The organism is Kribbella koreensis (genome assembly GCF_039525325.1).
Taxonomy (GTDB): Bacteria; Actinomycetota; Actinomycetes; order Propionibacteriales; family Kribbellaceae; genus Kribbella; species Kribbella koreensis.
This window is the reverse complement of the sequence record NZ_BAAAHK010000009.1, coordinates 360,901-375,048: the sequence shown is the minus strand read 5'-3', so window position 1 is coordinate 375,048 and position 14,148 is coordinate 360,901. Positions and strand designations below refer to the sequence as shown.

Annotated in this window: 4 protein-coding genes; 3 read left to right on the top strand and 1 reads right to left on the bottom strand. The window is 64.2% G+C overall.

The window, feature by feature from the left end:
• Nucleotides 1-479: 479 nt before the first annotated feature.
• A complete protein-coding gene (locus ABD116_RS21250; protein ID WP_343972759.1) occupies nt 480-7,982 on the top strand; it encodes an RHS repeat-associated core domain-containing protein in 7,503 nt (2,500 codons plus the stop codon).
• A gap of 677 nt (nt 7,983-8,659) precedes the next feature.
• Here ABD116_RS21250 and mobF read toward each other — a convergent pair.
• Nucleotides 8,660-12,250, bottom strand: a complete 3,591-nt coding sequence (gene mobF, locus ABD116_RS21245) for a MobF family relaxase (RefSeq protein WP_343972756.1) — start codon at nt 12,248-12,250, stop codon at nt 8,660-8,662.
• 210 nt (nt 12,251-12,460) lie between these two features.
• Between mobF and ABD116_RS21240 the strand changes: the two genes are divergently transcribed.
• Together ABD116_RS21240 and ABD116_RS21235 are read left to right on the top strand one after the other, a co-directional pair.
• A complete protein-coding gene (locus ABD116_RS21240) occupies nt 12,461-12,805 on the top strand; it encodes a hypothetical protein (RefSeq protein ID WP_343972753.1) in 345 nt (114 codons plus the stop codon).
• Nucleotides 12,789-14,141, top strand: coding sequence for a hypothetical protein (locus tag ABD116_RS21235; RefSeq protein WP_343972750.1), 1,353 nt, complete (start codon nt 12,789-12,791; stop codon nt 14,139-14,141). The genes ABD116_RS21240 and ABD116_RS21235 overlap by 17 nt, the downstream gene beginning before the upstream one ends.
• Nucleotides 14,142-14,148: the final 7 nt, after the last annotated feature.

The following is a 14,148-nucleotide window of genomic DNA, read 5'->3' as shown; positions in this document are numbered from 1 at the left end:
CTTCCGCGTCAGCATGTGCGCCAGGAAGTTCGCAGAGCAGATCGCCACAGGAGCAGATCCAGCGCCCAAAGGCATCGTGCTGGGCTGGCGACCGTACTAGCGCAGGCGCCGGCCGGACAGCGATCCCCGCTGCCGCATAAGCCAGAGCAGCCTCGAGCAGCGAGTTACGTGGTCGGAACATGAGTAGGACCTCCTGAAGCAACATCATGGCTCACCTGCCACCGCCCTCCCGAACTGCCCTGCCCAGAGTGCAATTTCTAGGCAGCTCCACTAGTCCAGGCCGACGGTGATGTCAATTGAGTTGGCGCATCCGATTCCGCATGGACTCCCGCTGTTCACAAGGGAATTGCATGTTGCTGCAACTTCTACGAATCACCTTGTCAGGACTAGCTGGTGGCCCGCACGCTGGCTCGGCTGCCTCGTCCCGGGCAGTTGCACCTCGGGGGTGCTGATACTGGGGGTTTCTCGTGGTTGGTCGGTTGCGTTCTTTTGCCCTGCCCAAATTCTTGGCGATCGTGTTGTCGGCGGCTTTGCTGACGGCTGGTTTGATGAAGGTCACGCCGACGGCGTCGGCTGCTGCTTCGCCGACGTTGACCGTGGCTGGTGTTGCGTTGGCTGGTTCGACGCAGCCGGCGACGTTCAAGGCTGATCTGACTGATGCTCCGGCGGCCACGGGCGAGGTGACGTGGCTGGTGGACGACAAGTTCGCCGCGAAGACACCGACGCCTCCGCATGCGTACTCGGCCACGTACACAGCCGGCCCGCACAAGCTGAAGGCGCGCTGGGTCATCGACACCACGACTGGTGCGACGGCGGAGACGTTCGCGAACTTCACGGTCGGTACGACGCCGACGCAGCCGACTCTCATGGCGGGCAGCGAGCCGCTGCAGGGCGCGACGGTGAACTCGCCGTTCCGCGCAGACCTGGCCGGCGTACCGACGTCGATCCCGGGTGGGGTGACGTTCCTGCTCGATGGCGCGTTGGTCATCAAGGACACGTCGTCGCCGTTCCAGGCCAACATCACCACCAGCGCCGGCTCGCATCAGGTGAAGGCGACGTGGACGGATCCGTCGAATCAGCAGGCCAAAGAGGTTGTTGCTACCGCCAACGTTCAGGACGGTCCGTTCCTGTCGTCGGCTGGTACGCCGTTGCACGCGGGCAAGGTCAACTCGCCGTTCACCGCTGTGTTGTCGAACCCGGTCGGTGTGAGCGGCGATGTCACGTGGTTGCTGGATGACGGTTTCATCGGCAAGAGCACGGCGCCGCCGCATCAGTTCACGGTGACCACGACCAACGGTCAGCACAAGTTGAAGGCCCGTTGGGTGATCAACACCGGCACGGGCGCGACCAAAGATGTCACCGCGGTCTTCACGGTCGGCACGATGCCGGACTTCCGGGTCGCGCCGCCGGTGGATGAGGAGCCCGGCCCGGCGATCAAGAATTTGTGGGCGACGTCGGACAACCGGCGTACTGCGATCGCGGGTGTCTACGACTGGAGCCACGCGGGCTTCGGTGGCGGTACTCCGCTTCCGGCACCGTCCAACTACCGCAGCGACGCCGCCTGCAACTTGACGGCGGCGACGGTTCAGTCGACGTACAACGTGATCCCGAACGACGACAAGGACGACACGAACGCGCTGCAGGCGGTCATCGACCACATCCGTACGGACTGCTCGCCGACGTCCCGGATCGACTCGATGGCCAAGGTGTTGCTGCCCGCGGGCAAGATCAACCTGAGCCACGAGCTGCACATCGACGCCGACTACATGCTGCTGCGCGGCGCGGGCTCTGGTACCGGTGGTACGCAGCTCGTCTTCGCGCCGGATGCGAACACCCGCTACGACAAGATCACCAAGGACGGCTCGCGTTGGGATCTCGACGCGATGACGTCGGGTGAGGCGACCGGTGGGTGGATCTGGCCGGGCCGCGGCATGATCCGGGTCCAGTCGCGCGCGGTCGCTCCGAAGTACGCCGAGCAGTACGCCGCCGCCGCGCCGAACCGCAAGGACCTGTTCGAGGGCACCGTCAACGACCACTGGACGACCGGTCTGCTGCTGGGCGGCAAGGCGGGCGACGCGAACTACAGCGCCCGTAAGGGCGACAAGGTCATCCAGCTGGCTCCGGGGACGCCGTTCGACAACCTCAAGGTCGGCGGCTTCGTGAACGTGATGGCCGCGAACTCGCAGAAGTTCTACGACAGCATGGAGGCGACGCCGACGGAGTTCCCGTTGGACAACCTGCACATGCGTCAGCAGATGTTCATGGTGACGTCGGGCGATCCGCTGGCCGGGACGCTCACGCTGGACAAGCCGCTCGAGTACGACCTGCCGGTCAACTCGACGTCGGACGGTTCGGCGCCGCTGAACGGTGAGGTGTTCCCGTCGAAGGTGTCGCCGATGGTCGACCTGGTCACCGGCGTCGGCATCGAGGACCTCGCCTTCACCCAGGTGATGCCGGGCCTGGACAAGGAGTCGGCCAAGCACAACTACGGCAACATGGACCCGGCCGCGGCGATGCACGGCATCGTGCTCAAGTGGGTCAACAACTCGTGGATCCGCAACGTGCACTCGGAGATGACCGGGTCACACCCGATCGTCACCGAGGCCGCGGCCAACATCTCGGTGATCGACAACAAGCTCGAAGGCTCGTGGAACAAGGGCAAGGGTGGCAACGGGTACTTCCGTGGCTCCCGTGTCTGGGACTCGGTGTATGCCGGGAACACGACCCGCGATCTGCGGCACTTCACGTTCCAGTGGTCGTCGAGCGGCAACGTCGCGATCGCGAACAGCTTCGACTCCGACCTCAACCTGCACGGTGGTTTCGAGCGGAACAACCTGTTCGAGTTGAACGAGGTCACCGTCCCGTACGAGCACAAGTCCTCGAACTGCCAGAGCAACTGTGGTGACGAGGGCGGGTCTGATCCGGACGACTCGGATTGGTATCCGATCTGGTGGGCGGCTGGGAAGAAGGCGGTGAAGTGGTCGGGGTCGTCGGGGGAGAACAACGTCTTCCACAACAACCACCTGCGCAAGCAGCTCGGTGACGAGACGCAGCAGTTCACCGACTACCAGCTCTACTCCGACCGGTCGAAGCTCTACCGGTTCGGTTCCGACGGTGGCGAGTTCAAGCACCTGACCGCGGACGGTACTGCGATCAGCGACTGGGCGCACATGGAGGAGCGCGACTACACCGGCCACAACGGTGTCGACGCGTCCAAGTCGGACGGCGCCCGGTCGATCTTCTTGAAGAGCATCTCGCAAAGCGGGTACGGCGGACCCAACCCGCAACCGTTGCGCCGTACCTGGGGCTGCTCGTGCTGGGACGGCCGGGGCATGGTCAACACGCGTCTCGCCGCCGACCCGGTCAACACCGCGACCGGTTCGCTGACCGAGTACTTCACCGACCTTGCCGTCGCCGGCCCGGGACGCTCGCTCACCGGCACCCGGACATACAACAGCCTCGACGATCACGTCGGATCGTTCGGTAAGGGCTGGACCTTTGGGTACGACGTTTCGCTGACCAAGAACGCCGACAACTCCCTCGACATCCGCAACGGGACCGGCGGCGTCACGAAGTACACGAAATCCGGATCGGCTTACGTGACACCTGACCCAGGTGTGACTGCGACGCTGACGGACAAGTCCGGCGGTGGCTGGGTACTGACCAACATCGCCGGCGACACGATGACCTTCAACGCCACCGGCCAACTCATCGCAGACCGCGACCCCCAAGGCCGCGGCGTCTCGCTCACCTACTCCGGCGGCAAGCTCGCCACGATCACCGACGACCTGACCCAGACGTTCACCGTCGAGTGGAACGGCGCGCTGATCAGCAAGATCACCGCCTCCACCGGCGACGTCACCGAGTACGGCTACACCGGCGGGCAGCTCACTTCGGTCAAGGGCATCGACGGCAAGACCACCACCTACGGGTACGACGCGACCGTCGGCCTCCTGAATAGCATCATCGACCCCACGGGCGCGGTCAGCGCGAAGACGACCTACGACCCGACCACCAAGCGCGCGGTCTCGCAGATCGACGAGGCCGGCGGCACCTGGACCTTCGCCTGGGACGCAGCCAGCGAAACCGCCACGATCACCGACCCCGCCGGGGTCAAGACCCAAGACATCTACCAAGGCAACGTCTTGGTGTCCCACGTGGGCGGCGACGGACGCTCCGAAGACCTGTACTACGGCTCGAACAACCACGTCACCGCGACGACCAGTCCCGGCCAGGAGCTGACCCGCAGCGAGTACGACACCCGCGGCAACCTCCTCAAGCAATACCTCCCCACCGGGACCACCGACGCGGCCGGCGCCTTCGAACAGTGGACCTACGACGCCGGCAACCGCGTCACGTCCTACAAGGATGCCGCCGGCAACGAAACGATGTACGAGTACGACTCGAGCGGCCAACTTCTCAAGACGACCTACCCGGACGCCTCGACCACCTCGCAGACCTACACCGCGCTCGGCCAGGTCGCCACCAGCACCGACCAGCTCGGCAAGGTCACCACCTTCACCTACAACGCCAAGGGCGACCCCATCAAGGTCACCAGCCCCGGCGGTGCCGTGGTGACGTCGACCTTCGACGCCAAGCATCAGAAGCTTTCCCAGACCAGCCCACTGGGCAACGTCGCAGGTGCGACTCCCGAGGTCGTCGAGGCAAATACCGAACACTGGACCTACGACGCCTTCGGTCAGGTCCTGACGCATACCGATCAGCTCGACCGGGTGACGACCAACACCTACGACGCGCTCAGTCAACTGCTCACGATGACGGACCCTGCTGGCGGCATCACTAAGTACGAGTACAACGCTTCAGGGCAGGTCACCAAGACGACCGATCCCGAGGGCCGGGTAACGACCAGTGAGTACGACGACGCTGGACGGCTCATCAGTACGACAGCTCCGGGCGGGGCCAAGACCACCAACACCTACGACTCAGTCACGGGTGAATTGGCGGCGACGACTAGGCCTGAGGGCAACGTCGCGGGCGCAGATGCGGCGACCAAGGAGAAGTACACGGCGCGGTTCACCTACGACGCCGAAGGTCAACTGACCCACACGCTCGTGTCTGACCCGAACGACCCGGCCAAGAAGCTCGCCACGGTCACGACGTATGACGACCAAGGCCGGCCGGTTAAGGTCACCAATCCGGACATGAGCACGATCAGCACCGCGTATGACGTGCTCGGTCAGGTCGTGGAGACCACTGACCCGACCGGGGTGAAGTCATCACAGACGTACGACAAACTCGGCCGCGTCGTGGCGAGCACCAACGCCGGTATCACCTCGACCTTCACCTTCGACAAAGCCGGACAACAGACCCGAGTACAGAGCCAATCCGGTCGCGCCACCACGACGTCGTACGACGACGACGGCCAAGTTACCTCGACCACCGATCCGTTGGGGAAGATCACCAGGTTCGAGTACGACGCGAACGGGCAGCAAACGAAGTCGACAGACCCGCTCGGGCGCTCGGCTGGCACCACCTATGACGCGGCAGGCCAAGTCACATCAGTCACCGATCCCGCGGGCGGCAAGGTCGAGTACACCTACGACACACTCGGCCAATTGAAGTCGGTCAAAACCCCGACGGGCGCTGTCACCGCCTACGACTACGACAAGACCGGCAACCTCACCAAAACGACAACGCCGCGCAACGGCGCCTACCTCAACACCTACGACGCTGCCGGTCGCCTGGCCACCAACGTCACGCCGACGGGTCGCGAGACCCGAATGTCTTACACAGCGTCCGGCGCTCTTGCCTCGACAACTCTGCCGGCCGGGTCGGTGTCCTACACCTATGACAACCTCGGGCACACGACCAAGGTCGACTACTCCGACAGCACACCGGATGTCACGTCGACCTACGACGCAGCTGGCCGGGCGAAGACCGTGACAGCCGGCGCGGCGTCAACGGCCTACAGCTATGACAAGGCAGGACGCCTCACGGGCTTGACCAGGGGGTCGGCCGCCTTCACCTACGGGCATGACGCCCAAGGCAAGTTGTCCAAGCGCACCTATCCGGACGGTCGATCGCAAGCCTTCACCTACGACACCGACGGACTCGTCGCGACCGCGACCCTCAGCGGCGGCTCGATCAGCTCTCCGATCGCCACGACCTACACCTACGACACGGCCGGCCACCTCAAGAAGACCGACGCCGGCGGCCTGATCACCGACCGCACCTACGACGACGCCGGGCAACTCACCAAGATCGAACACGGCCGCTCAGGCACCGCGCTGATGTCCCAAACCGTCGCGTACGACGCCGCAGGTCGACCCACCACGATCGACACAACGCGCGGAGCCACCGTCAAACGCAGCCTCTACGGCTACGACACGGGAGGACAACTCACAGCGTTCTGCACACCGTCGTCGGCGGCGACCATCTGCGATGGCGCACCCGGTTCCCAGTACACCTACGACGCCAACGGCAATCGGAAAACCAGCACCAAGGTCACCCCGGGCCAGGCCGACCTAGTCACCACCACAATCGTTGACGCCGACGACCGGGTCCAGACCGAAACCACCGGCGCCAGCGTCACCACCAGCACCTACGACGTCAACGGCTACCTGAAGAACCGCGGCTCTCCGGCAGGTACAGAAGCCTTCACCTACCGCCTGGACGGCAACCTCGCTCAGGCGACCACCACTGCCGGCACCGTCATCGACTACACCTACGACGAAGCCGGAAACCGCCTCACCTCCAGCGCCGACGGCGTACTCCAATCCAAATGGACCTGGGACACAGCCGGCGCCCTCCCAACCCGGATCAGCGAAGCAAACGGCACAGGGACCACGACCCATCAGTGGGCCAACGACCCGGTCAGCGGCCTCGGCGGCGCCTACATCGACACCGTCGGCACCAGCCCAACCTGGCTTCTCGGCGACTACCAAGGATCCATCACCGACACAGCCAGCACCGGCACCGTCCTCACCGGCACCGCCACCTGGGACCCCTTTGGCACAGCCATCACCGCGGCCAGCGGCGCCATGGCCACCAACCCACTGCGCTTCCACAACCAATACCAAGACACCAAAACAAGTCTGTACGACGTACGCCTCCGCGACTACGACGCAAGCCAAGGCCGCTTCACCGGGCCGGACCCAGCCGCAGCCTCACACGATGGCTTCATCCAGACCTACGCATATGGCTACAACAACCCTGCCACCCAAGCCGACCCCTCCGGAGCCTTTGGGTGCGGGTGGTGCGCTGTCATCGGCGCCGGAATCGGCGCCGGCGTTGGAGCCGTGACTGGCGGCTACCAGGCCTACAAGGACAGTGGCGGCGACTGGAGCGATACCTGGGAAGGCGCTGGCAAGGGCGCAATCCAAGGCGGCCTCATGGGTGGTGCCATCGGCCTCTGTGCCGGTAGCAACCTCCTTGTAGTAGCCGCTTGCGCCGGCGCAGGCAACGCCGCCGGCGGCTACCTGAACTCCCTGATCTGGGGCGATGACTATGGCTGGAGCGACGCCGGCAAAGACTTCCTCTGGGGTGCCGGGAGCACACTCCTCTTCGGCGGGCTCGGGAAAGCCGGAGGCACCTTCCTCGAAAGAACGCGAGCCGGCCAAGCGATCGTGAACTGGGTCAAAACCAACATAACGCCCCACTTGCCAGCGAAGCTCCGCGGTCTGTATAAATGTGCTCCGACCGAACGGCCGACAAGCAAAGTCAAGCCCGCAGTGAAGAAGGTTGTCGGTGCAGTCAAGAATCATTACCGGGAAGCAAAGCGCGACGAACGCGGCTCCATCCGATTGCCGGGTGGTTCCGATTACAAGGGTCTCAGCAATGCATACATTAAGAATGTCCTGAAGAAGCTCGGCACCGAGCCTCATGCCTTCAAGGAGGAATACGTGGGCAAGTCGGAGATCTCTCGCTTCGATATTAAGATCGGCCCAGGGCGGCAACTCTTTCTTGTCAACAAGAATGGAAAAGTCGCGATTCCGACCGGAGTGTTCCCGGATGATTTGTGATGATTAGAGCCGAGATTGTGGTGCAGAGTGCGGAACTGTCGCTGGACGAGCTGACCGCTATTATCGGGAGAGAACCCGACTCTGGGCGAACTATCGGTAGCCCAAGTAGGGTTCAGCCTTCCCGAAACTACAGATCGTCGTTGTGGGCACAGAGTCTCGAATGGGATTCGTCGCTACATGGCGGGACGGAGGGACTCTCGATCGCTGTCGCTGCACTGGGTGACGAGTTAGGTGGCCGCTTGGCCGCGCTGAAACTACAGGGCTGCGATGTCGTACTCGACGTTGTTCAAGACATTGAGGGCGAGCATGACGACTCAACCCTCGGCCTCAGCTTCTCGGAAGCAGCTGTCGAGTGGCTTGCTCGGGCCAAGGCCAGCATCTCGGTGGACCAGTATGTCGGGACGGCACCCTAGCGAGTTGCGCGGGACCTGAGGTTGGTCAGGTCTGTGACCTTGTATGTCGTGTTGCCGGGAAGAGAGCCGTGCCGTCCGGGGTGAGGTAGCGGCCGAAGGCGGCAAGCCAGGTAGTTTTGCTCCATCCGCTCGCGAGCGGATGGAGCAGCACAGCCTTAGCATCAAGAATATGCGTGCCCGAGCGGGCGTACGGGATTTGCAGCTACACCGGCAAGGTGCCTGGAAGTCCACCAGGACCGGCGGTCTCAGCGATATCTGGACCACTCACACCGGAGACGCTCCACCCCCTTCGCTAGCTTCGATGTGGACGCGTGCACTCGGCGTGCCGGCGTCTTGCGGACGAGTGGCGGAGGCTGGTGGCTTAAGGCCGCGCACGAGTTGATGCAGGCGCTGGTAGTGCCTGGTTTGGGCTCGGGCATCGGGTGATGGTTTGGAACCGAGTATCGATTGGCTATTGATCGAGTAGCGCTCCCGGTAGGCCGCGATTTCGCTGATGACGCTGTCGGAAAGGCCACGGCACCATGCCTGTCCGGTGGCGTGCGCCTGTTCGGTGAGCCAAGTTGCTCGCTGGACGATCTGCGACTCAAGTTCCCGGAGTGGAGCGATGAGGGTTGGGTCCGAGACGTGGTCGGCCGGGGTGACGAGTCCGGCGATGAGCGTCGGCTGATGGCCGCTGCGACGTACCGCTCTGGAAGTCAGTCGCTCTACTCGGGTGTGAAGTACGGCTGCAATGTCGCTCGCGTTGTTGAGTGACGACTGGTGGACTGATCGGCGTAGTACTTCGGTGACATCGAGGCCGGCGGTTTCGGCTCGGCGCAGGGCGGTGATGAGGGGGCCGTAGGCAGCGGAGGCTTGGAGCGCGGCCTGGTCGGCTTGGTCTAGGCCGCTGGCGGAGATTGCGGGGGCGAAGCGGTTGCGGGCGTCTAGTTGGCAGAGGTGTTCGTGGATGGGGATGAGGCGGTCGAGGCGGGTAGCGTTGTCCAGTTCTTGGCGCATGACTTCGTGGGCGGAGAGTTCGACTCCAGGGTTTTCGAGGATGGCTTCTAGGACGTCTTGCATGGTCTGTTCGATGCGTGGTTCGTGGAGGTCGGTCGTTGATTGGTGGGTTGCTACATAGGCGTGGTTGCTGCGGCGGCCGCGGGTCATTCCGACGTACAGGAGGGCTCGGGTGAGGTGGTCGGTGACGAGTAGGTGGGCGGTGTCGACGGTGGAGCCTTGGGCTCGGTGGGCGGTTGTTGCGTACGCGAGTTCCACGGATTCCTGGACGTACGCGGCCGGGAGGGTCACCTGGGCTTGGCGAGCGTTCTCGACTGTGAGTGAGCCGTCGGCCCAGCGATGAACGACGGTCCACTGGTCGCCGTTCTGGACGAATCCGTGTCGGCCGTGGCGTAGGCGGCGGTTGTTGAGGCGGGTGACTATGTGGTCGCCGACGCCGACCTGGGTTTGGTCATGGAGGGTGATTCCGTTTGGTTCGACCTCGCCGGTGATGATCCGATCGAGCCGGGCCCGGGCGTTGAGCCGGGCGACGGTGGCGTTGTCGGCGGCGATCAGGAGGCTGGATTTGCCAGCTGCGATGTCGGTCATCCACGCGCGGTACGCCGCGTCCTCCATGGCGTCGCTCGAGCCGGCGGCGAGGCGGTGCTGGTCGTCGTACGCGTCGATGACGTCGACGGAACCTGCTCGTAGTTCGAGGCTCGCCTCGCGTTCCCATGTGTTGCTGAAGCGCCACACATCGCTGAGTTCGGCGGCTTCGGTGTCGCGGGCGATGAGGCGAAACGCACCGCCGGTGTCAGCAGCGCTGAGTTGTGCGTCATCGCCCACGAGTAGGAGCTTCGCGCCAGCGGAGTCTGCTTCGCGCGCGAGAGTCGCGAGCTCCATCGTGCCGGCCATCGACGCTTCGTCCACGATGACCAGTTGGCCTGACCGGAACTTCCAGCGGTCCTGCTCGGCGCGTAGCGCGGCGAGAAGCTGTGACAGCCGATACTCGCGACGTCGTCGTCCCGCATGACGAGCTTCCCGTACTGCGTACCCCGCCTGCCGAATGCGGTCGCGACGCTCCTCGGCGCCGAGCCCTGTCGACTCGTAGATCCACTTGGCGATGTTCTCCGCCGGCGATCCGATGGCATCGGACAGCACTGCCGATGCCGCCGACGATGGTGCCAACGCGATGACAGAACCTTCGCCGTGAGCGGACTCCCAGTCCATTGTCATGGCCGCCAACAGGCTGGTCTTGCCAGTGCCGGCAGGGCCAACGAGCGCTTCCACTATTTGGCCGCTGGTGGCGATTCGCCTAAGCGCCGCCTGCTTGTCTGCGCTCAACCCGGCGGCGGTCACCGGAGCAGCAATCTTCGGTCCGGTTGCGTTGCGAGCGAGGTCCAGGAGAAGCGACTCCGCTCCGAGGACGACGGGCGAGGTGAAGATCTGTCCGTTGTGAATCGTGAAGACGCTCTCGCCGTCTGCGCGGGTCTCGGGCACGGTGACGATCGCCGGGGCCGTCAGACTGATCGACTGCTGTTCCGCGCTCGCCACGATCGATTCCAGTACTGCGAACCGCTCGGCCGACGAAACCAAACGGATCAGCCGTGTCTGACGTGCGGCCTCTGCAAGGAGGTTCCAGCGAGTCCAGGTGGCCCGCTTGGTCTGCAGGGTGATGACCGTCGCAGCTGCGTACGCCTCGAGCGTCTGTGGGCTGAGATCGGCTGCTGCCAACGGCCGGTCGCCCGCTTGGGCAAGGGACTGCTGAATCGTCTCGATGCCCTCCCTGCCGACCTTGAGATCGGCCCTCCGGCGCCAGCTCTGCATGAGCATTGCAAGCGGTCGCGCGTGATGTTTGGGTGGTCGATTCATAAGCGTCGCTCGTTGGCGTAGGACGTACATTTCGTTGCGCCTAGGTGTGGGCAGACCGTCTGCGCGCTCGTCGAGAAGTACCGCAAGGTTCGACTCGATCTGCTCGGTTCTGGCCGAGAACTCCTCGATCAGCTGGTCGGGAATGACCGTCAGTTCGAAGGCCGGGTTCCGGCGCTTGCCGCGCTGCCGCAGCTCCCAATCGACGCCTAAGCGCCGACTGAGATTGTCCGCGAGGAACACGTTGTGGATCTCTGACATCGCCACCGCCGAACGGAACAGAACGCGCCCGTCGATGCTTCGCCAGGCGCCGTCTGGCCCCTGAACCCGGTTGGCCACGACGACGTGAGTATGCAGCTGCGGATCGCCGGAACGCGTGTCCCAGTGGTCGAAGGCGGCGCCGACAAGTCCGCGAGTCTCGACCTGAGCGATTCCGTGTTCACCGGTGCGAGTCAGAACTGCATGTTGCTCGATCAGTCGTACTACGTCGTCAACCGCGTCATGGTGTGCGGCGACGATCTGCTCCTGAGTGCCCACATCGGTGGTTGCCCATAGGGCTGAGACGGACTTCGAAGGGGAGAAGGTCAGATCGAACCCGGCAACCGCCTGTTTGGTCTTCTCTCGCATCACGGCTGCTCGAATCTGAAGGATTGCCTCGTGCCTGGAGTCGTCATCCAGAGCCGGGTCGAGGGCGCTGATCAGGTTCTCTATCCGCTCGGACGGACTCTTGAAAACGGGGTACGGACGCCCAAGAGGCTGTCCAGTGCACGGGTCTTCGGCGCGTCCGAAGAGAGCAGCCATCTGGCTCTCGGTCACTACCGCGCCAAGGGCCAAGCTCCCGCTGGGGAGACCCGCCAATCCGGCACCGATCCAACGGCCAGGCGGATACCCCGAGGCCGCGTAGTACGCCGTCAGTGGCGTGGTCAGCGAACGCTCGACATCCCCCGAGGCGACGTGCCGCAGTAGGTACAGGTAGCCCTCGCCGGCGGATAGCCGATGGATGCCTAGCACAACTTCCGCCGTGCTCGATGCGTGCTGAATCGATGCTGGATGCTCTCCATACAGCAGTCAACGGTGGGGCGCGGTAGACCGCGTTTCGCACCATCTCCGAAGCGAAAGCGCCTTAAGTGCAAGAAGTGTAGTGGTGGTTGGTCCTTCGCATAGCCCAAAGCCTCGACGTCGCCTCCGTTGAGTGGCCGTGGGCAACCGAAGGGATGTGCAATGAACAACATCAATGACGTTGGCGATGTACGCCGGCGGATCACGGAGCTGGCAACCCGGGCCGAGGCGATCGTCGAGGCAGCGGAGGTCAATGCCGCCGACGGCCGATGGGCGATGACGGCGTTCAGTCGGTACCGGGTCTGCGAACTGCTCGGCATCCTCCCGTACGTCAGGTACGACGGTGCGTTGGATGCCGATCCTGCGGCGCTGTATGAGGAGGCCATCGAGGCGCTGAATGACCTGGACGTGCCAATCGAGGATGTCGGGTGGCGGCTCGCGCTTGGCGACGCACTCAGGTCGGCCGCGGCCGACGTCCGGAGAGTTCGGGATGCGCGCGACGTATGAGGATCTCCTCCGCGCGGCTCGTCGGGCAGCAGTACAGGCTCATCAGGTCCAGCACACCGACAACGGCGAGCTCCTGTCTGGATGGCAGGCCGTCCTGATCGCAACGCGGTCTCATCTTGGCTGGTTGCGTTGCGACATCGATCTCACCGGCGACGCGGTGGCTCTCAACAACCTGGATCGCTCTAAGGGACTGATGCCAGTGGCTTGGGCGCTTGGTGCTGGTGCAGATCTCCTGGCGACACAGGATGCGTACAACGCCGCAGCTCTCGACAACTGCCACGATCTCCTCGCGGCTCGGGCCGAGGTCGCCGACGTGGCACGGATCGCGGGCCGGACTGTTCTCCGTGACCTTGGAATGCCGAAGCGGAGCAAGGAGTACCGCCATGTACTCAAGGCGGTGGCGCAACTCGGGGAGATCGTCACAAGAGGCCGCGGCGCCTCTGGGCTCGGCGATCTTCGGAACCTCGCGACGAATCGCCCGCAGTACGGGACTGACGAGCTGTCGCAGCTGGCTTGGATGGCGGTGCGTTGGGAACGCGCCCACCTGGACATCGACGCACACACGTTGCTGACGCGCGATCTGCGGTCGGGCACATCTCAACTTCGGACGATTTGTGGCTACGCGTGGCACCTCACGGACTGCATCGCGTCCGTAGCCGAGGACGTTGGTCTGGACGCTCAGCAGCGGCTGGACCTCGCACGACTGAGAGAGGCTTTGCGTGCCTTCGATACGGCCGCCGCTCGAGTGGCCCGCTCATGGCAACAAAGACTCTCGGACATCGGTGGCCAGAGTGGCACACCGGGCGAGGTCGCCTTCCTTGATCTGAAGGCAACCTTCGACGCGTTCCTGCGGGCCGACGGCAATCTGTTGGCACCGAAGGCCCTGATACCGGATCACAGGCAGGCGATCGCAGCGCTGGATGCGCTCGACGAGATGGTCGACTCTGCATCGCGGATAGCGCGATTCCAGCAGGCTGCCGTTGATGACCTGATTCGGAGCGGTCACCTCTTCATGCCGGTACGAGACATCGCGTCCATGGAACTGCCGCACTACAGCCGCCGCGTGGCCCGTCCCGCGGTGGCGAGGCGGTGGATGCGTACCAGCGTCGCCATGTATTTCACGGAACTGACGAGCACCCTTACCCAGAGCGCCGCCCACCTGGCGATTGCCGCAGACGTGGCTCGCCACTTGTCAGGTACCAGCCACCACAGCCGGCCGTTCGGCGACAGGTCTCCGCGGCTCCAACCGCCGCCCCTGCTGGTCTCGAAGGCCCTCGTTGCCGAGAGCACCGGATTGCCAGATCTGGGACAAGAGCCCGACCCGCCAGGCCGTTGACCAACTA

Excerpts from the sequence above, each read along its gene's own strand:
- ABD116_RS21240 (WP_343972753.1), top strand. The coding sequence starts at position 12,461 with ATGAACAACATCAATGACGTTGGCGATGTACGCCGGCGGATCACGGAG.
- ABD116_RS21235 (WP_343972750.1), top strand. The coding sequence starts at position 12,789 with ATGCGCGCGACGTATGAGGATCTCCTCCGCGCGGCTCGTCGGGCAGCA.